14 protein-coding genes are annotated in these 19,519 nt (G+C 74.4%); 6 read left to right on the plus strand and 8 right to left on the minus strand.

Annotated features, from left to right (window positions below; translation table 11 throughout):
• The first annotated feature begins 11 nt into the window (after positions 1-11).
• Positions 12-3,521, plus strand: coding sequence for a 4-alpha-glucanotransferase (malQ, locus tag AUV08_RS06370; RefSeq protein ID WP_061867267.1), 3,510 nt, complete (start codon positions 12-14; stop codon positions 3,519-3,521).
• Positions 3,522-3,588: 67 nt separating this feature from the next.
• On the opposite strand, the gene AUV08_RS06375 is transcribed toward malQ, so the two are convergent.
• The 3 genes from AUV08_RS06375 to AUV08_RS06385 are packed head-to-tail and all read right to left on the minus strand — an operon-like array spanning position 3,589 to position 7,210.
• Positions 3,589-4,482, minus strand: coding sequence for a MaoC/PaaZ C-terminal domain-containing protein (locus AUV08_RS06375; RefSeq protein ID WP_061867266.1), 894 nt, complete (start codon positions 4,480-4,482; stop codon positions 3,589-3,591).
• Positions 4,483-4,484: 2 nt separating this feature from the next.
• Entirely contained in the window at positions 4,485-5,834 is a 1,350-nt protein-coding gene (locus tag AUV08_RS06380; protein ID WP_036383386.1) for a 3-oxoacyl-ACP reductase, read from the minus strand.
• 32 nt (positions 5,835-5,866) lie between these two features.
• A complete protein-coding gene (locus AUV08_RS06385) occupies positions 5,867-7,210 on the minus strand; it encodes an acetyl-CoA C-acetyltransferase (protein ID WP_061867265.1) in 1,344 nt (447 codons plus the stop codon).
• Between the two features lie 118 nt (positions 7,211-7,328).
• Between AUV08_RS06385 and AUV08_RS06390 the strand changes: the two genes are divergently transcribed.
• Together AUV08_RS06390 and AUV08_RS06395 are read left to right on the plus strand one after the other, a co-directional pair.
• Entirely contained in the window at positions 7,329-8,042 is a 714-nt protein-coding gene (locus tag AUV08_RS06390) for a TetR/AcrR family transcriptional regulator (RefSeq protein WP_061867264.1), read from the plus strand.
• Positions 8,039-10,162 carry an acyl-CoA dehydrogenase gene (locus AUV08_RS06395; RefSeq protein ID WP_061873145.1) on the plus strand — a complete coding sequence of 708 codons (2,124 nt, stop codon included), beginning with the start codon at positions 8,039-8,041 and terminating at the stop codon, positions 10,160-10,162. Before AUV08_RS06390 ends, AUV08_RS06395 begins: the two co-directional genes overlap by 4 nt.
• Positions 10,163-10,241: 79 nt before the next feature.
• Here the strand turns inward: AUV08_RS06395 and glgA are convergent, their stop codons facing one another.
• Entirely contained in the window at positions 10,242-11,438 is a 1,197-nt protein-coding gene (gene glgA / locus AUV08_RS06400) for a glycogen synthase (protein ID WP_002855046.1), read from the minus strand.
• Between the two features lie 113 nt (positions 11,439-11,551).
• Here glgA and glgC point away from each other — a divergent pair, with 113 nt between their 5' ends.
• Entirely contained in the window at positions 11,552-12,796 is a 1,245-nt protein-coding gene (gene glgC / locus AUV08_RS06405; RefSeq protein ID WP_061867262.1) for a glucose-1-phosphate adenylyltransferase, read from the plus strand.
• 103 nt (positions 12,797-12,899) lie between these two features.
• Positions 12,900-15,548: an aminopeptidase N gene (gene pepN, locus AUV08_RS06410; RefSeq protein WP_061867261.1), complete on the plus strand. Its 2,649-nt coding sequence runs from the start codon at positions 12,900-12,902 to the stop codon at positions 15,546-15,548.
• Positions 15,549-15,627: 79 nt separating this feature from the next.
• Here the strand turns inward: pepN and AUV08_RS12200 are convergent, their stop codons facing one another.
• From AUV08_RS12200 to AUV08_RS06430, 4 genes are all read right to left on the minus strand, one after another.
• On the minus strand, positions 15,628-15,987 hold the full coding sequence (locus AUV08_RS12200; RefSeq protein WP_230260220.1) for a hypothetical protein: 360 nt from the start codon (positions 15,985-15,987) through the stop codon (positions 15,628-15,630).
• Positions 15,988-16,716: 729 nt separating this feature from the next.
• A complete protein-coding gene (locus AUV08_RS06420) occupies positions 16,717-17,775 on the minus strand; it encodes a biotin/lipoate A/B protein ligase family protein (RefSeq protein WP_061867260.1) in 1,059 nt (352 codons plus the stop codon).
• A 103-nt stretch (positions 17,776-17,878) separates the two neighbouring features.
• On the minus strand, positions 17,879-18,136 hold the full coding sequence (locus AUV08_RS06425; protein WP_036336843.1) for a type B 50S ribosomal protein L31: 258 nt from the start codon (positions 18,134-18,136) through the stop codon (positions 17,879-17,881).
• Between the two features lie 109 nt (positions 18,137-18,245).
• Positions 18,246-18,683 carry an RNA methyltransferase gene (locus AUV08_RS06430; RefSeq protein WP_255354991.1) on the minus strand — a complete coding sequence of 146 codons (438 nt, stop codon included), beginning with the start codon at positions 18,681-18,683 and terminating at the stop codon, positions 18,246-18,248.
• Between the two features lie 204 nt (positions 18,684-18,887).
• Between AUV08_RS06430 and AUV08_RS12390 the strand changes: the two genes are divergently transcribed.
• The gene (locus tag AUV08_RS12390) at positions 18,888-19,514 is read left to right on the plus strand and encodes a recombinase family protein (RefSeq protein WP_084776553.1); all 627 of its coding nucleotides are present in this window, start codon (positions 18,888-18,890) and stop codon (positions 19,512-19,514) included.
• The last annotated feature ends 5 nt before the right edge of the window (positions 19,515-19,519 follow it).

Consider the following 19,519-nt stretch of genomic DNA (forward strand, 5'->3'; position numbering starts at 1 on the left):
GAGTGGTGTCCGTGCGACGGCAGGCGCCGTCGGTGGAACCGCACGACGGCATGGAGGACCCGATGGCCCTGGAAGCCCCCGCACTGCTGCATCGGCTCGCGCGAGCCCACGGGGTGCAGCCCGAGTACGTCGGGCAGGACGGCTCGGCCCAGACCGTGCCGGACGAGGCCCTCGTGAAGGTGCTCGCCGCCCTCGGGGTGTCGGTCCGACCGGACGGGGTCGCCGCTCTGGCCGAGGCGGTGGAGGAGGCGGAGACGGCCCCCTGGCGGGACGTGCTCCCGCCCACCGTGGCCGCCCGGTCCGGTCACCGCCTGTCCGTGCCGTGCCACGTGGCCGCAGGGGAGCCGGTCGCGGCCCGCGTGCACACGGAGGACGGGCAGACCCTCGACGTGAGCGTGAGCGAGCCGGTGTCCGAGGTCCGCCTGGTCGACGGCGTCGAACGCGAGCGCGTCCACGTGCAGATCCCCGCCGACCTCGCCCCGGGCTGGCACCGGCTGGAGGTGACCAGCGGCTCCGGCTCCACCGCCTCCGCGGTCCTGGTCTGCGCCCCGACCCGGCTGAGCACGCCGCGTCCCTTCCTCGAGCGCCGCGGCTGGGGCGCGGCCGCGCAGGGCTACTCGGTGACCTCGGCGGACTCGTGGGGCATCGGAGACGCGGCGGACATGGCGTCCCTGGCCGAGATCGTCGCCCGGCACGGTGCCGACTTCCTGCTGCTGCACCCCCTGCACGCGGTCGAGCCCGGCCCCCATCCGGCGGACTCCCCCTACTCCCCCGTCTCCCGTCGGTTCCTCTCGGCGCTGATCGTGCACGTGCCCTCGATCCCCGAGTTCGCCGACCTGCCCGCCGCGGAGCAGGCGGAGCTGCGGTCGGCCGGCGCCCGCGTCCAGGCGGAGCTGGAGCGCACCGGCCGGATCGATCGGGCCGCCGTCGCCGCCGTCCTGTGGCCCGCGCTGCGCCGCGTGCACGAGGTGCCCCGCTCCCCCGAGCGCGAGGCCGCCTACGCGCGGTTCCGCGCCGAGGCCGGCCCGGGCCTGGACGACTTCGCCCTCTGGTCCGTCCTGCGCCTGGACGGCGACGGCACCGGGCCCGATCTCGCCGACCCGGCCTGGGCGCCGGGCGGGGTCGAGGCCGAGCGGGTCCGCGTCGAACGCGCGACCGACGTCGACCTGCACCGCTGGGTGCAGTGGATCGCCGCCGAGCAGCTCGCCGGCGTGCACCAGCGGGCCCGGGCGGCCGGCATGCGCATGGGCGTCATGGTGGACCTGGCGGTCGGGGCGACCCGCGAGACCGCGGACGCGTGGATGCTCGGGGACGTGCTGGTGCCGACCATGTCCGTCGGCGCGCCGCCCGAGCTGTTCAACCAGCTGGGCCAGGACTGGTCACAGCACCCCTGGCATCCGCGCCGCCTGGCCGAGACCGGCTACGCCGCGTTCCGGGACATGCTGCGCACGGTGCTGCGCGGCGCGGGCGGCATCCGCATGGACCACGTCCTGGGGCTGTTCCGCCTGTGGTGGATCCCGGAGGGCGCCGGTGCCACCCAGGGCGCGTACGTCGAGTACGACCACGAGGCGATGCTCGCCGTGCTCACGCTCGAGGCCGAGCGGGCCGGCGTCGTCGTGGTGGGCGAGGACCTCGGCACGTTCGAGCCGTGGGTGCAGCGCCGCCTGGCCGAGGCCGGCGTGCTCGGCACGTCGATCCTCTGGTTCGAGCAGGAGGACGGCGAGCCCACCCCGCCGGAGCGCTACCGGCGGCTGGCCATGGCGGCGGTGAACACGCACGACCTGCCGCCCACGGCCGGCTACCTCGAGGGCGTCCAGGTGGACCTGCGCGAACGGCTGGGCCTCTACACCGTGGACGTCGCCCAGGAACGCCGCCGGTCGGCGGAGGAGGTGCGCGCGTTCCTCGCCGCCGCGGCCCGGCGCGGGCTGCTCGCCGAGGCGGACGTGGACGTCCCCGACGCCGGCCCCGAGGTGCGCGAACGCCAGATCGTGGCCCTGCACCGCCTGCTCGCGCAGGCGCCCTCGGCCCTGCACAGCGTGGCGCTCGTGGACGCCGTGGGCGAGCGGCGCATCCAGAACCAGCCCGGCACCCTCCAGGACCAGTACCCGAACTGGACCGTGCCGCTCGGCGACGGCGCCGGACGGATGGTCTCCGTCGAGGACCTGGCGGACTCGGCGTCGGCGGCCCGACTGTTCGACGCCGTGGACGCCGAACTGCGGTCGTCCGTGCCGGTGGGGATCGGGGTCAGCCTGCACACCTCCCCCCTGGCCCAGCCCGGCCGCGGCGACGCCGGCGGCATGAACGTCTACGTGCGGCAGGCCGCCGTCGCCCTGGCCCGCCGGGGCGTGCGGATGATCCTGCTGACCCGGGCGGAGGAGCCGGTGGGAGCGGACGGCGCACGGGTCCGGATGGTGGACGCCGGCGGGCAGGCCCCGCCGGTCACGGTCGTGGACCTCGCCGCCGGGCCGTCCGCTCCCGTGCCCAAGGAGGAGCTGGCGGGACTCGGCGCCGAGTTCACCCGCGCGGCCCTGGACTGGCTCGCCTCGGACGCCGTGCCGGGCGGCCCCGTCCTCGGTGGCGCGGACGCCCCGCCCGTCGCGTTCGTGCACGGCCACTACTGGCTCTCCGGGTCCACCGCCGCGGCGCTGGCGCGGGCGGCCCACGCCCCGTACCTGCAGACCATGCACACCACGGCGGCGGCGAAGATGCTCGAGGACCCCGAGCTGCGCGAGCCGGACGCCCGGGTCGAGGCCGAACGCGGAATCGTCGAGCGGGCCGACCTGCTCGTGGTCAACTCCGCCGCCGAGGTCGCCGACCTGCGCGAGCTGCTGGACGTGCCCCGCGCCCGCACCCGGGTGCTGCCCCCCGGGGCCGACCTCGAGACGTTCACGCCGGACGGCGCCGCGCAGTGGCCGGGCGCGCCGGAGGACGACGGGGCCCTGCGCGTCCTGTTCGCCGGTCGCGTGCAGCGTCACAAGGGCCCGCACCTGCTCGTGTCCGCCCTCGGGGTGCTGCGCGAGCGGGCCGGTGGCGCGGGCGTCGACCCGGGCGTGCGCCTGCATGTGAACGGGGCCGCCTCGGGGGACAACGGACTGGACCTGGCGGGACTGGCCGCGCGGGAGGGGGTCGCCGACCTGGTGACGTTCTCCGGGCCGGTGCCCGCGCCTGCCCTGGCCGCCCAGTTCCGGGCGGCGGACGTCGTGGCGATGCCGAGCGCGTCCGAGACCTACGGCCTGGTCGCCCTCGAGGCACAGGCCTGCGGCACGCCCGTGCTGGCGCACCGGGTCGGCGGACTGGTCTACGCGGTCCTCGACGGCGTGTCCGGCCGCCACGTGACGGCGGGCACCCCCGAGGCGTGGGCCGAGGCCCTGGCCGAGATCCTGGCGGATCGTGATGCCTGGGCGGCACTGGGGACCGGCGCCGTGCGCCACGCCGCCGGTCACTCGTGGGAGGCCTACGCGGACGGGCTGCTCGAGGCCGTCGCCGCCGTGCCGCGGCGGTCGCCCGGGCTGGACGCCTGACCGCCCGAACGCACCGGCCCGCCGAGACAGCGAGTCTCGGCGGGCCGGTGCGCGGGCCCGGGGGCCGTCAGGACTCGAGCGGAGTGATCTCCCCGGAGAAGTGCGGGCGCCGGCGCCGCGCATCCCAGCCGTACACGCGCGTGCCGCCGTCAGGCCCGGGCTCGTAGCGGACGGCCACGGTGGTCGGCAGCACGACGGGCGCCTCGAAGTCGATGTGCCAGCGGAACCCGGCGCCGGCCGGCTCACGGCCCTCGAGCATCCGGGCGGCCAGGAACATCCCGTGGGCGATCGCGCCCTTCATGCCGAACAGTCGAGCCGAGACGCCCGTCAGGTGGATCGGGTTCCAGTCCCCGGAGACGCCCGCGTACCGGCGTCCGGCCCCCGTCCCGAAGCGCCACTGGGCGGTCGGCGTCGGGGGCACGAAGTCCGGGCGGGCGGGCCGCTCGGGACGCAGGCCGGAGAGGTGGACGCCCTTGGCGAGGTACCGGGAGACGCCCTCCCACAGCAGTGCCTCCCCGCCGTCGTCGCCGGGCCCCTCGACGGTCACGACGACGTCCACGGCGGTACCCGCGTGGTGCGGGACGAGACCCACCGCACGCGCGGTGACGCGCAGCGGGGTCTCCGCCGGGACGGGCCGGTGGTGCAGGACGGTGTTGCTCAGGTGCACCAGCCCGGGCAGGGGCAGCGGGAACTCGGGGTCGGCCATCAGCTCCATCGCCGCGCCGAACACCTGGGTGTGCACCAGGACCGAGGGCAGGTCCGCCGGATCCGCGGACCCGACGGCCCCGCGCCACGCGGTCACGGCCTCGGCCGGGATGCGGTGGCCGGTCACGACCACCTGACGGTCCGGGAGCTCGCGGGGACGGCGCCGACGGACGACGGCGTCCGTGGCGGCCCGCCCCGCGGCGCGGACGTAGAGCCGGCCGAGGGAGGGCGGGGCGGACAGCTGCGTGGTCTGCATCCTCACGCCCCCAGCTTCGACTGGCCGCAGACCCGCAGCGTGGCCCCGTTGGTGCCTCCGGCGGCGTCCGAGGCGAGCCAGGCCACCGTCTCGGCCACGTCCTGCGGCAGACCGCCCTGCTGCAGCGCGTTGAGCCGCCGGCCCACCTCGCGCGTGGCGAGCGGGATCTTCGCGGTCATCTCGGTCTCGATGAAGCCCGGGGCCACCGCGTTGATCGTGCCCCCGCGGGCCGCGAGGACCGGGGCGGACGCCGCCGTCAGGCCGATGACCCCGGCCTTCGAGGCCGCGTAGTTCGTCTGGCCGCGGTTGCCCGCGATGCCGGAGATGGAGGCCAGGCCCACGATGCGCAGCCCCTGACCCGCCACGTCCCGGGCGTCCTCGGCGAGGAACGCCTCGTTCATGGCCAGCTGGGCCGTGGTGTTCACGGCGAGGACGGAGTCCCAGCGCGCGGCGTCCATGTTGGCCAGCATCCGGTCCCGGGTGATCCCGGCGTTGTGCACCACCACGTCCATCCGGCCGTGCCGGGTGCGGCAGTGCTCGAGGATGCGAGCGCCCGCGTCCGGCGCCGTGATGTCCAGGGCGAGCGCCGTGCCGCCGACCTCGTTCACGACCTCGGCCAGCGCCTCGCCCGCCGCCGGGACGTCCACGCCGACGACCACGGCCCCGTCGCGGGCGAGCGTCCGCACGATGGCGGCGCCGATGCCGCGGGCGGCACCGGTGACCACGGCGACCTTGCCGGCCAGCGGGCGCGCCGCGTCGGCGGGGACAGCGCCGTCGGCGGTGGCGACGGGCACGAACTGGCCGGAGACGTACGCCGCGCGGCCGGAGAGCAGGAACGCGAGCGCGCCGGCCGCACCGGGGGCGGTGAGCGGCACGCCCTCGCCCAGGACCAGGCCGTTGGCCGTGCCGCCGCGGCGCATCTCGTGCGCGATGGAGCGGGTCAGGCCCGTCACGCCCTGGCGGGCGGCGCGCAGGGTCGGGTCCGTGGCGGCCTCGGGGTCCTCGAACACCGTCACCACGCGCGAGGAGGAGCCCAGCGAGCGCAGCGCGCCGCCGATCTCCAGCGCCACCGCGCCGAGGTCCGCGGGCGTGGCGACCCCGTCGAAGCACGCGACGATCGCCGCGTGGCGGGCGCCCTCCCGGGGGGCGTCGGCGACCTCGAGGCCCCACGAGGCCAAGAGGGTGCGGGCGTCCGCGGCTGCGGGGGTCGCGCCCAAGACGAGCACGGAGCCGGGCAGCACGGGGTCGCCGGGGGTGTGCCGGCGCAGCTCGACGGGCTGAGGCAGGCCCAGGGCGCCGGTGAGGCGGCGGCCCAGGGGCGAGGCGACGAAGGTGCCGTAACGGTCGGTCATGGTCGGTCCTCTCGGGTCGGGTCGGTCGGGGCTCAGCGGCCGCGGAGCAGGGCGACGATGCCCTGGCCGCCGGCGGCACAGACGGAGATGAGGCCGAGGGAGCCCTCCCCCTTCTCATGCAGCATCTTGGCCAGCAGGGCGACGATGCGGCCGCCGGTGGCGGCGAAGGGGTGACCGGCCGCCAACGAGGAGCCGTGCACGTTGAGCCGGGCGCGGTCCACCGAGCCCAGCGCACCCGGCAGCCCGAGGCGCTCGCGGCAGTACTCCTCGTCCTCCCAGGCGGCGAGCGTGGACAGGACGGTGCCGGCGAACGCCTCGTGGATCTCCACGAAGTCGAGGTCGTCGAGGGTGAGCCCGTGCCGGGCCAGCAGGCGCGGGACGGCGTAGGCGGGGGCCATGAGCAGGCCCTCGTGTCCGTCGACGAAGTCCACGGCGGCGTTCTCCATGTCCACGAACTCGGCGAGCACGGGCAGTCCGCGCTCGGCGGCCCACTCCTCGGAGGAGAGCAGCACCGCGGAGGCGCCGTCGGTGAGCGGGGTGGAGTTGCCGGCCGTCATGGTCGCCTCGTCCCCCAGCTGGCGGCCGAACGCGGGCTTCAGGCCGGCCAGCTTCTCCGGCGTGGAGTCGGGGCGGAGGTTGTTGTCGCGGGCCAGGCCGTGGAACGGGGTCACCAGATCGTCCATGTACCCGGCGGCGTAGGCGGCGCCGAGGTTCCGGTGGGAGGCCGCGGCGAGCTCGTCCTGGGCCTGACGGGTGATGCCCCACTTGTGGGTGGTCAGGGCCTGGTGCTCGCCCATGGACATGCCGGTGCGCGGCTCGCCCGCGCCGGCCGGCTCGGGCACGAGCTGCCCGGGGCGCAGCTGGGCGAGGGCGCGCAGGCGGTCCTTCGTGGTCTTGGCGGTGTTGAGCTGCAGCAGCACGCGGCGCGCGCCGTCCGAGAGCGAGACGGGCGCGTCCGAGATCGAGTCCACGCCGCCGCCGATGGCGGAGTCGAGCTGGCCGAGCCGGATCTTGTTGGCGAGGGTGCCCAGGGCCTCCATGCCGGTGGCGCAGGCCACCTGGACGTCGGCGGCCGGGGTGGCGGCGGAGAGCGCGGAGCCCAGGACGGCCTCGCGGGTGAGGTTGAAGTTGCGCGGGTGCTTGAGGACGGCGCCGGCGGTGACCTGGCCGATGCGCTCGCCCTGGAGCCCGAACCGCGCGACGAGGCCGTCGAGCGTGGCCGTGAGCATCTCCTGGTTCCCGGCCTCGGCGTAGGCGGTGTTGGCACGGGCGAAGGGGATGCGGTTACCGCCCAGGATGACGGCGGGGCGCAGCGCTCCACCGGCGACGGCGGGGCGGGAGGCGGTCTCGGACGCGGGGGTCTCGTGGTGGGTCATGACGGTCCTCTCGACGGCGGGCCCACCGCCGACGCGGCGGGGGCGTTTCCACCCCGGACGATACGGACGTCGGCGGGGTGGGTGACTGTGACCCACAGTACCTGATACGCTCGGTTTCGTGAACCCCGTCACGTCCACCGCCCGGGACGGTCGCAGCGTCCGCTGGGACCGGCACCGCGCCGAGCGCCGTCTGGAACTGGTCCGGGCCGCCCGGTCGGCCGTGCACGCCCTGGGCGCACACGCCTCGATGGAGGAGATCGCCGCCCACGCGGGCACCTCCAAGACCGTCTACTACCGCTACTTCGGCGACCGCGAGGGCCTGCGCCTCGCCGTGTCCGAGCGGGTCACCGCCCACATGGAGCGCCGCCTGCTCGAGGTCGCGGACGAGCCGGTCTCCGAGCCCGAGGCCCTGCGCCGCATGGTCGAGGTGTACCTCACGGTCGCGGCGACGTCGCCCGAGGTGTACGCGTTCGCCGTCGCCCCGTCCCCCGCCACGGCCGAGGCCCCCGTGCTGGGCCCGTTCCTCGAGCGCGTCTACGCCGTGCTCGAGTCGGGCCTGGCGCGCGGGATGGCCGCGCGGGGCCACGCCCCGGCGCCGGCGGACCCGCTCGCCCTGTGGCCGCGCGCCGCCGTCGGCCTCGTCCGGGCCGCCGCCGAGACCTGGCTGCGGACCCCGGCCGCCGGACGCATCCCGGTCGAGGCGATGGCCCGCGCCATCGCCGACTGGCTGCTGACCGGCCTCCTCGGCGCCGCGCCCGGCGCCTCCCTCGACCCCGCGGCGGCGGACGCCGACCGCGCCCGCCCCCACTCACGAACAGGAGCATCGTCATGACCGTCCACGAGAAGCTCGCCCCCCAGTCCCCGACGCACAGCACCGAGGCCCCCTCCGACGTCGCCGAGATCGCGCCCGAGCGGCCGACGCCCGGCTCCCTCGACGCCGCGGCCCTCGAGGAGGCCCTCCTCGGCCGCTGGGCCGCCGAGCGCCGCGAATCCCGCGAGCTCGCCAAGGACCCCGCCCTGTGGCGCGACCCGCTGCTCGGCATGGACGAGCACCGGGCCCGCGTCCTGCGGCAGCTGGGCGTCCTCGTGGAGCGCAACGCGGTCCACCGTGCCTTCCCGCGGGAGTTCGGCGGCGAGGACAACCACGGCGGCAACCTCTCCGCCTTCGGGGACCTCGTGCTCGCGGACCCCTCCCTGCAGATCAAGGCCGGTGTGCAGTGGGGCCTGTTCAGCTCGGCGATCCTGCACCTGGGCACCGCGGAGCACCACCGCCGGTGGCTGCCGGGCGCGATGGACCTGAGCGTCCCGGGCGCCTTCGCCATGACCGAGATCGGGCACGGCTCGGACGTCGCCTCGATCGCCACGACCGCCACGTACGACGAGGCGACCCAGGAGTTCGTCATCCACACCCCGTTCAAGGGCGCCTGGAAGGACTACCTCGGCAACGCCGCGCTGCACGGCAGGGCGGCCACGGTCTTCGCGCAGCTGATCACCCGGGGCGTCAACCACGGGGTGCACTGCTTCTACGTCCCCATCCGGGACGAGGAGGGCGCCTTCCTGCCCGGCGTGGGCGGCGAGGACGACGGCCTCAAGGGCGGCCTGAACGGCATCGACAACGGCCGCCTGCACTTCACCCAGGTCCGCATCCCGCGCACCAACCTCCTCAACCGCTACGGCGACGTGGCCGAGGACGGTACCTACTCCTCGCCCATCGCCTCCCCCGGGCGTCGCTTCTTCACGATGCTCGGCACGCTCGTCCAGGGCCGCGTCTCCCTGTCCCTCGCCGCCACCACGGCCTCCTTCCTCGGCCTGCACGGTGCGCTGGCCTACGCGGAGCAGCGCCGCCAGTTCAACGCCTCCGACCCGCAGCGGGAGGAGGTGCTGCTGGACTACCAGAACCACCAGCGCCGCCTCATCGACCGCCTGGCCCGCGCCTACGCGGACGCCTTCGCCTCCAACGAGCTCGTCGAGAAGTTCGACGACGTCTTCTCCGGCCGCTCCGACACGGACGTGGACCGGCAGGAGCTCGAGACGCTCGCCGCGGCCGTCAAGCCGCTGACCACGTGGCACGCCCTGGACACCCTGCAGGAGGCCCGCGAGGCGTGCGGCGGCGCCGGGTTCCTCGCCGAGAACCGGGTGGCCCAGATGCGTGCCGACCTGGACGTGTACGTCACGTTCGAGGGCGACAACACGGTGCTCCTGCAGCTGGTGGGCAAGCGTCTGCTGACCGACTACTCGAAGGAGTTCGGACGTCTCAATGTGGGCGCCGTCTCCCGCTACGTGGTCCATCAGGCCTCGGACGCCCTCCACCGTGCGGGCCTGCACAAGGCCGTCCAGTCCGTAGCCGACGGCGGGTCCGAGCGCCGCTCCGCGAACTGGTTCAAGGACCCTGCCGTCCAGCATGAGCTGCTCACCGAGCGCGTCCGCGCCAAGACCGCCGACGTCGCCGGCACCCTCTCGGGGGCCCGGGGCAAGGGCCAGGCGGCGCAGGCGGAGGCGTTCAACACGCGCCAGCACGAGCTCATCGAGGCCGCCCGCAACCACGGCGAGCTGCTGCAGTGGGAGGCCTTCACCCGCGCCCTGGAGGGCATCACGGATGAGACCACGAAGACCGTCCTGACGTGGCTGCGCGACCTCTTCGCGCTGCGCCTCATCGAGGACGACCTCGGCTGGTTCGTGGCCCACGGCCGCGTCTCGAGCCAGCGCGCCCGGGCCCTGCGCGGCTACGTCAACCGGCTGGCCGAGCGGCTGCGCCCCTTCGCCCTCGAGCTCGTCGAGGCGTTCGGCCTCGAGCCCGAGCACCTGCGCATGGCGGTGGCCACGGACGCCGAGACCCAGCGCCAGGAGGAGGCCCACGCCTGGTTCACGGCCCGCCGGGCCGCCGGCGAGGAGCCGGAGGACGAGAAGGCCGTGCGCGCCCGCGAGAAGGCGGCGCGGGGCCGCCGCGGCTGACCGCGTCCGTCCCCGGACGCACCGGGCCCCCGTCACCTCGCGGTGGCGGGGGCCCGTCTGCGTGGTCGGCCGGGCGGGCTCAGCGCAGCACGGCCTCGTAGACCTCGATCGTGCGCTCCGCGATGGTCTCCCACGAGAAGTGCTCGATCGCGCGGGCCCGGCCGGCCTCACCCATCGCGCGGGCGCGCTCCGGGTCCTCCACGACGCGGGTGAGCGCGGCCGCGAAGTCGGCGGCGAACCCCTCCTCGTCCACGGGCGCCCCCGTGCCGTCGTCGACCTGCTCGAAGGGGACGAGCAGGCCGGTCTCGCCGTCCTGCACGACCTCCGGGATGCCGCCCACGGCGGAGGCGACGACGGCGGTGCCGCACGCCATCGCCTCGAGGTTGACGATGCCCAGCGGCTCGTAGACCGAGGGGCAGGCGAACACGGTGGCGGCCGTGAGGATCTCCATCACCTCGTGGCGCGGGATCATCCCCTCGATCACGACGACGCCCTGGCGGGTGCGCCGCAGCTCGGCGATCAACCCGTTCACCTCGTGCGCCAGCTCCGCGGTGTCCGGGGCGCCCACGCACAGCACGAGCTGGACGTCCTCCGGCAGCCGCAGGGCCGCACGGAGCAGGTGGGGCACGCCCTTCTGGCGCGTGATGCGGCCGACGAACGCGACGGAGGGCTTGTCCGGGTCGATTCCGTACTTCTCCAGTGCGGCGGTGCCGGTCTGCGGGGTCCAGACCTGTGTGTCGATGCCGTTGTGGACCGTGTGCACCTTTGCCGGGTCCACGTCCGGGTAGCAGGCCAGGATGTCCCGACGCATGCCGTCCGAGACCGCGATGACCGCGTCCGCCCCGAGGTAGGCCGTGCGCTCGGCCCAGCTGGACAGGGCGTAGCCGCCGCCGAGCTGCTCCGCCTTCCAGGGGCGCAGCGGCTCGAGGGAGTGCGCGGAGAGGACGTGGGGGGCCTCGTGCAGGAGCTTGCCGAGGTGGCCGGCCAGGTTGGCGTACCAGGTGTGGGAGTGGATGACGTCGGCGCCCTCGAGGTCCCCGAGGATCGTGAGGTCGGTGGCCAGGGTCTGCACGGCCCCGTTGGCGGCGTCGAACCCGGGCGGGTTCGGGTACGTCAGGACGCGGGCCCCGTGGTAGTCCGGGTCGCGCGGCTCGCCGAAGGCATGGACGCGGACGTCGACGCGGGAGGCGAGGACGCGGGTCAGCTCGGCGACGTGGACGCCGGCACCGCCGTAGATGGACGGGGGGAACTCTTTGCTCACGATGTCGATGCGCACGCCCCCAACCTAGTTCAGCCCGGCGGGGGTCGATAGTCTGGCGGCACGGATGCCCCGCACGCCCAGAGCACGCGTGCGGGTCGCGACGACCCGGCTCATGAGGAGTGACGCAGATGGTGCAGAAGAAGGTCCTCTCGGTCGTGCTGGCGGGCGGTGAGGGCAAGCGTCTGATGCCGCTGACGGCCGACCGTGCCAAGCCGGCCGTCCCGTTCGGCGGCACGTACCGCCTCATCGACTTCGCGCTGTCCAACCTGGTCAACAGCCGGTACCGCGAGATCGTCGTGCTGACGCAGTACAAGTCGCACTCGCTGGACCGCCACATCTCCGAGACGTGGCGGATGTCCACGCTGCTGAACAACTACGTGGCCTCCGTGCCGGCGCAGCAGCGCCGGGGCAAGGACTGGTTCACGGGCAGCGCGAACGCCATCTACCAGTCCATGAACCTGATCCACGACGCACGGCCGGACATCGTCGTCGTCATCGGCGCGGACCACGTCTACCACATGGACTTCCAGCAGATGGTGGACCAGCACATCGCCTCGGGCGCCAAGGCGACCGTGGCCGCGGTGCGCCAGCCCCTCGAGCTGGCCTCCTCGTTCGGGGTGATCGAGACGGACCCGCAGGACAGGACGCGGATCTCGGCGTTCGTGGAGAAGCCGAAGACGACCCCCGGCCTGCCGGACGACCCCACGCAGTTCCTGGCCTCGATGGGCAACTACGTGTTCGACACGGACGCCCTCGTGGCGGCGCTGAACCAGGACGAGGAGAACCCCGAGTCGAACAACGACATGGGCGGGGACATCATCCCGCTGTTCGTGGAGCGCGGCGAGGCCGGGGTGTACGACTTCACCTCCAACGAGGTGCCCGGCGGCACGGCCGGCAAGCACTACTGGCGGGACGTCGGCACCCTGGACTCCTACTACGACGCGCACATGGACCTGGTGCAGCCGTGGCCGGAGTTCAACCTCTACAACCGCGAGTGGCCGCTCTACACCCGCCAGTCCGTCTCCCCGCCCGCCAAGCTCGTGCGCTCGTCCACCCGCCGCCCCGGCTCGGCGAACGACTCGATCCTCTCCCAGGGCGTGGTCATCTCCGGCGGCACCGTGGCCCAGTCCGTGCTCTCCACGGACGTGCGCGTGCACAACGAGGCGTGGGTGGAGCAGTCGGTGCTGCTGGACTCCGTCGTGATCGGCGAGGGGGCCCACGTGCGCAACGCGATCCTGGACAAGAACGTGGTCGTGCCCCCGGGCGCGCGCATCGGCTTCGACCGGGCGGAGGACGAGGCGAACGGCTACACCGTGACAGAATCCGGCCTGACGGTGCTCTCCAAGGGCCAGCCCGTCCCGAAGCCGCACTGACGCGGCCCCGGGCCGCCGGTCCCGGACCACCGCCGACGCGCGGGCACGCCCCGGTGTGTCCGCGCGTCGCCGTCCCCGCTGGATCCCCGACCGGAGGCTCGCCTTGACCGACACCACCCCCGACCTCGACGCCACCAACGTCACCCGCGCTGAGGCCGCGGAACGCTCCCGCCTGCTCACGGTGCAGGACTACGCCGTGGACGTGGACCTCTCCGACGCCCGGGACGCCGCGACCGACACCTATCCGGTCCGCACCGTGATCCGCTTCGCGTGCGCCGAGCCGGGCGCGCAGACCCACCTGGACTGGATCCACGGGGGCGTGGAGTCGGTGACCCTCAACGGCACGGCGCTGGACGTGGCCGAGGTCGTGGGCGGGGCCCGGGTGCTGCTGCCCGATCTGGCGGCGCAGAACGTGGTCGAGCTGGTCGGCCGGTCCGTGTACTCCCGGTCGGGCGAGGGCCTGCACCGCTTCACGGACCCCGCCGACGGCGAGGTCTACCTCTACACCCAGTACGAGCCCGCCGACGCGCGCCGCGTGTTCCCGGACTTCGAGCAGCCGGACCTCAAGGCCGCCTTCACCTTCTCCCTCACCGGACCCGAGGACTGGGTGCTGGCCTCGAACCGGCCCGAGGTGTCCCGGACGCGGGCCGGGGACGGCGTCGTCCGGGCGGAGTTCGCCCCGACGCTCCCCCAGTCCACCTACATCACGACGCTGCTCGCCGGCCCCTATGCGCAGTGGGAGGACGCCTGGGACGGTCACCCGGCCAGCGGTGCGCAGGCCGTGCCGCTGCGGCTGTTCACCCGGCGCACGATGGCCGACGCGTTCGACCCCGAGGCCGTGTTCGACGTGACGAAGCGGGGGCTGACGTTCTTCCACGACCTCTTCGGCGTCGCGTACCCGTGGGGCAAGTACGACCAGGCGTTCGTGCCCGAGTACAACCTCGGCGCCATGGAGAACCCGGGCCTCGTGACCTTCACCGAGGACTTCGTGTTCACCTCGCGGGCCACCGCGGTCCAGTACGAGGGCCGGGCCAACGTGATCCTGCACGAGATGGCGCACATGTGGTTCGGCGACCTCGTGACGATGCACTGGTGGGACGACCTGTGGCTCAAGGAGTCGTTCGCGGACTACATGGGCGCCCTCGGCGTGGACGAGGCCACCGACTTCCGGACCGCGTGGGTGACCTTCGCGTCCCGCCGCAAGGCCTGGGCGTACGTGCAGGACCAGATGCCGACGACGCACCCCATCGTCGCGGACATCGTCGACCTCGAGGCCGCCCGTCAGAACTTCGACGGCATCACCTACGCCAAGGGCGCCTCCGTGCTCAAGCAGCTGGCCGCCTACGTGGGCCGGGACGCGTTCCTCGACGCCGCGCACCGCTACTTCGCCGCCCACGCGTGGGGCAACGCCTCCCTCGCCGACTTCATGGCCGCGCTCGAGGCCGCCTCGGGGCGGGACATGCGCGCGTGGGCGGACGCGTGGCTGCACACCTCCGGCGTGCCCCGGCTGCGGGTCGACGTCGACGGCGACGCCCCGGTGCTGCGCCAGGAGGGCACGGACCCGGTCACGGGCGGGCCGATCCTCCGCCCGCACGTGCTGAAGGTCGGCCTCTTCACGCCCGGGCAGGACGGCGTCCTGCGCCGCACCGCCCAGGTCACCGCCGACGTGCCGGGCGGGGCGGAGGGCGCGGCCGTGCCCCTGCCGGACCTCGAGGTCCCCGGGGGCGTCCGCCTCGTGCTGCCCAACGACGAGGACCTCACCTACGCCGCCGTCGCGCTCGACGCGGGCTCGCTGCGCGCGGCCCTGACGCACCCCATCGCGGACCCGCTCGCGGAGGCCACCGTGTGGGCCGCCCTGTGGTCGATGACCCGCGACGGCGAGCTGCCGGTCGCCCGGTTCCTGGACGCGGTGGCGACGCTGTCCGCGCGGATCGCGACCGTGGGCGTGCACGCGCAGGTGCTGACGCAGGCCGCCGCGGCCGTGGGCCAGTACGCCCGCGCCGAGGACCGGGACGCGCTGCGGGCCCGGCTGGGCGAGGTCCTGGCCGAGCAGACCCGCACGCTCGAGGCCGGCTCCGACCGCCAGCGCACCGCGGCCCGCACGTGGGCGACGCTGGCGCGCGCCGACGTCGGGATGGCCGCGGCCCTCGAGGCCGCCCTGCTCGGCGAGGACGCGGCGACGTCGGCGCCGGGCCTGGCGATCGACGCGGAGCTGCGCTGGCTCGTGCTCCAGGCCCTCGCCGCGACCGGCCGGGCCGGCCAGGACCGCCTGGACGCGGAGCTCGAGGCCGGCCGCACCGCCCAGACGGTCACGTGGCACCGCCTCGCCGCGGCCGCCCGCCCCGAGGCCGAGGTCAAGGCCGCGGCGTGGGAGGCGGTCATGTCCGGCCGCACGGCCACCGGCACGGAGCTGTCCAACGACCTGCTCTCGGCCACGGCGGCCGGCTTCGCGGCGGGCGAGGTCGAGCTCCTCGCCCCCTACGAGTCCGGCTTCTGGCCGCGCCTGACCTCGGTGTGGGCCTCGCGGTCCAACGGGCTGGCCTCGCGCGCGATCGGCGGGCTGTTCCCGGGCCGCCAGGACGCGGTGGCCGGCGGCGCCGACGCGCAGGAGTCGCACCCGACGCTGGCCGCGGCCCAGCGCTGGCTGGACGAGCACCCCGACGCCCCGGGGGCCCTGCGGCGCCTGGTCGTGGAGCACACGGACGCCCTGCGGCGGTCCCTGCGCGTGCAGGCGGTGCAGCCGGCGGGCTGAGCGGTAAGCCCTCCCGCGCAGAGTGGTCACGACACGCCGCCTCCCCTCGGGCGAGGCGGCGTGTCGTGACCATTCCAGCTCAGGGCGCGGCGACGCGGAGCACGCGTTCCCGGCCCACCCGGCGCAGGCCCACGGCGTCGGCGGCGCGCTGGGCGTCCCGGTCGCGCATCCCCACCCGCTCGACGACGACGGGCCGCGTCTCCAGCACGGCCGTCAGTTCGGCGTGGCGCGCCACGTGCGCGGCCCCGCCGTCCGGGTCGAGGGACAGCGCCTGCCGGTCGGCCGCGTGGAGCCAGGCCGCCGACACGTCCTCCACCGGGCGGCGCAGGTGGGCGCCGAGGGAGGCGTCGTCGAGCAGGTCGGAGACGTCGGCGTCCGCGAGGCGGGCCACGAGTGCGGGTGGCCCGGCGACCACCGCGGTCGTGTGCAGCAGGACCACGTGCAGCAGCTCCGGGTCCGGCGTCCGCGGCGGGCGCGAGCACGACGCCCGGGTCCTCCCACGCCGTCGGCGCGACGCCGAGTCCCGCGGCCAGTCCGGTCCGCAGCGCGGCGGTCGCGTCGGCGCCCAGCACGTCGGCCGGCGCGAGCGTGCCGAGGGCCAGCGGGTGGACGCCGAGCAGCCGGTTCAGGGCGCGGGCCTCGCGGTGCGCCCGGTCCACGAGGGCGGCCAGCTCGGGCGAGGTCTCCCCCACCAGCGGCAGCTCGCGCAACGTTGCGGCCCCCACCGGCACCCCGGCCTCGGCCGCGACCGCTGCCAGCGCGTCCCAGTGTCGCGTCTCCTCCTGGGCAGGCGTGCGGCCGCCGCCCGGCTCGTCCGGCCCGGTCACCGTGGCGGCGGCCTCGTCGAGGTCGCGGACCGTGACGAGGTCCCACGTGCCGTCCGCGCTCCAGCCGCGGTCCGTGAGCAGAGGCACGCGGCGGCCGGAGGCGAGCTCCAGCTCGAGGGCGCAGTGGACGTCCACGGTCGACCGTGGGCGCCGCGGGGCGTCGGAGCGGGCGATCAGGCGGACGGGGGCGTCGTCGGGGGTCATGGTCCGATCCTGACAGAGCCGCCCCGCCACACCTCGACGCGTCGGGGGCGGTTTCGGGCGGTATTCACGTCGAATACCACCGCAAACCGCCCCCGGACGGAAGCGTGCCGGACGGTGCCGGGACGCCGTCAGGTGGCTCAGGGCACCCGCGCCGTCCACTCCGGGGTCGTGAACTTGGTGCGGGCCAGCTGCTCGGCCTCCTCGCGGGTGGCCTCGTCCAGCTCGACGCGGCGTGCGCCGTAGCGCTCCTGGAAGGTGGTCATCATGGTCTCCCAGATCTCGGCGCGCGAGACGCCGGTCTGGCGGCGGAGCGGATCCACCCGCTTCTTCGCCGAGGCCACGCCCTTGCCGCGCAGCTTCTCCCGGCCGATGCGCAGCACCTCGAGCATCTTGTCCGCGTCGATGTCGTAGCTCATCGTCACGTGGTGCAGCAGCCCGGCCGTGCCCACCCGCTTCTGCGCGGCGCCGCCGATCTTCCCCTGGTCCGTGGCGATGTCGTTGAGCGGCTGGTAGAACGCCTGCACGCCGAGTCGGGCGAGCGCGTCCATGGTCCACTCGTCCAGGAACGGGTAGGTCTCCGCCGTCTCCAGCCCGTCGACCAGCGACGACGGCACGTGCATCGAGTACGTGACGCAGTTGTCCGCCTCCATGAACATCGCGCCGCCGCCGGAGATCCGCCGCACCACGTTGATGCCGTGCCGCCGCGCCCCCTCGGGGTCCACCTCGTTGGCCAGCGACTGGAAGGCGCCGATCACCACGGCCGGCTCGTTCCACTGCCACAGGCGCATGGTCGGCTTGCGACGTCCCTCGGCCACCTGTCGGGTGAGCACCTCGTCCAGGGCCAAGGTCAGCGCGATCGGCATCGGCTCCGGCCCGATGACCTCCCACTCGTGGTCCTCCCACGTGGTCGCCTTGCCGAGGGCGCGACGCACGGCCGAGGCGACCGCGAAGGCGTCCACGCCGAACAGCTCGGCCTCGGGTCGCAGACCCCGCTCGACGGCCTCCCGGATGACGCGATGCTCGGCGTCCGCGGACAGCCCGGTCACCGCCGCGTTGAGGTCCTCGAGCGCCTCGTCCGGCTCGAGGAAGAAGTCACCGTTGATGCTGGCGGTCGCGATCCGGCCGTCCGCGAGGCTCAGGTCCGCCGCGACCAGCTTGCCGCCGATCACCTTGTATTCACCGTGGAGAGTCGTCATGCCCGCCAGCCTACGGGCGACGCGACGGGCCCCGCACCGCCCGGATCGCTCCGGGGGCGCGGGGCCCGTCGTCGTGGTGGGCGCGCGGCTCAGGCCGCCGCGGTCACTTCTTGCCGCCGAAGCCCTTGAAGCGGGCGTTGAAGCGCTCGACGCGGCCGGCGGTGTCCATGATGCGCTGCTTGCCCGTGTAGAACGGGTGCGAGGCGGCCGAGATCTCGACGTCGATCACCGGGTAGGTGTTGCCATCGGTCCACTCCGCGGTCTTCTCGGAGTTCGCGGTGCTGCGGGTGAGGATCTTCTCACCGGAGGCGAGGTCGTTGAAGATGACGTAGCGGTAATCCGGGTGGATCTCAGACTTCATGGTGCATCCTTCGTTTCAGCCGCCTGATTGGGACCAGGGGCGCGAGAGGTGTGGTCAGGGGGTCCGCCGGACGGCGGGCCAGCCGCCCACTCTACCGCACCCGGGCCGGTCAGCGTGCGCGCAGCTCCCACAGCGCGACCGCCGCGGCCGCGGCCACGTTCAGTGAGTCGACGCCGTCGGGCATGGGGATGACGACGTCGGCGTCGGTCTGGGCGAGGGTCTCGGGCCGGACCCCCGGCCCCTCCTGGCCGAGGACGAGGGCCAGGCGCTCGGCGGTCCGCAGCGGCTCGATCTCCGGCGAGTCCAGGCCCACGGCGCGGTCCGTCACCTCGAGGGCGGCCACCGCGAACCCGGCCGCCCGCAGCGCGGGCAGCGACGCGGCGACCGGGCCGGGCAGGCGCGCCCACGGCAGGCGGAACACCGTGCCCATCGAGACGCGGATGGCGCGCCGGTACAGCGGGTCGGCGGCCTGCGGGGTGAGCAGCAGCGCGTCCCAGCCGAGGGCGACGGCGGAGCGCACCACGGCGCCCAGGTTGAAAGCGGTCACGACGCGTTCTGAAGCATCTCGGACCCGTGAACTCGGTTCCTTCCGGTCGACACACCGATGAACTGAGCATTGCGTTTCCGCAGGTCAGAAGGCAAATACGGCCGCTCGGTCGTCATCGTGGGCCGGCTAGGAGTGTTCAATAAACCCTATGCCCCCACACACTGCCATGCTGGGACTGCGCAGCGGCGACCTGAGCCTGGGCTGATGGCGCTCATCGGACTCATTCGGGTCGGGACAGACCCTCAGGACGCGAGGTTGCAACGGCAAGCACTCAAGCCGATCTGCTCACGTCTCGTCGAGGAGACAGCATCGCGTCGACGCCTGATCAAGAACCGCCCCGGGCTCCTCGCTGCTGTGGCGGAGGTGGGCGACGGCGATGCGCTCACCGTGACCCACGCACGAAGCCTGAGCACGAGCATGGTCGACGGGCTCGAGACACTGCTGGACCTCGTTGACCGAGGAGTTGCCGTGAAAGTCCTCAAGGGCCTCGCCGCGGGAGAGCACACCGGAGACTCGGAGTTCCTCGATGACGTCCGCGAGCTCACCCGGCGCCGCCGAGAGCTCCAAAGCTCCCGCGTCCGGGCCGGCATCCAAGCAGCGCGGGAACACGGAGTCAGCCACGGTCGACCACGCACCATTAGTGACGAGACGCAGCGCGAGATTAGGATGCGGAGAGATCAAGGCGAGACGTTGCGCAGCATCGCCGGAGGTGCTGGCGTGTCGATCGGAACCGCCCACCGCGTGCTGGCGCGACACGCGCCCCGTCAGGGCACGTTGTCCCCTCGGCGGAAAGCTGAGTCGGCAGCGCCTTGTCGCGTGGCGGAGCAATAGCTAGG

The organism is Micrococcus sp. CH7, assembly GCF_001595485.1.
Lineage (GTDB): Bacteria > Actinomycetota > Actinomycetes > Actinomycetales > Micrococcaceae > Micrococcus > Micrococcus luteus.

Coding starts and splice junctions, on each gene's coding strand:
- AUV08_RS06375 (WP_061867266.1), bottom strand. CDS start 4,482: ATGCAGACCACGCAGCTGTCCGCCCCGCCCTCCCTCGGCCGGCTCTAC.
- AUV08_RS06380 (WP_036383386.1), bottom strand. CDS start 5,834: ATGACCGACCGTTACGGCACCTTCGTCGCCTCGCCCCTGGGCCGCCGC.
- AUV08_RS06385 (WP_061867265.1), bottom strand. CDS start 7,210: ATGACCCACCACGAGACCCCCGCGTCCGAGACCGCCTCCCGCCCCGCC.
- AUV08_RS06420 (WP_061867260.1), bottom strand. CDS start 17,775: ATGACGACTCTCCACGGTGAATACAAGGTGATCGGCGGCAAGCTGGTC.
- glgC (WP_061867262.1), top strand. CDS start 11,552: ATGGTGCAGAAGAAGGTCCTCTCGGTCGTGCTGGCGGGCGGTGAGGGC.
- AUV08_RS12390 (WP_084776553.1), top strand. CDS start 18,888: ATGGCGCTCATCGGACTCATTCGGGTCGGGACAGACCCTCAGGACGCG.
- AUV08_RS06425 (WP_036336843.1), bottom strand. CDS start 18,136: ATGAAGTCTGAGATCCACCCGGATTACCGCTACGTCATCTTCAACGAC.
- AUV08_RS06395 (WP_061873145.1), top strand. CDS start 8,039: ATGACCGTCCACGAGAAGCTCGCCCCCCAGTCCCCGACGCACAGCACC.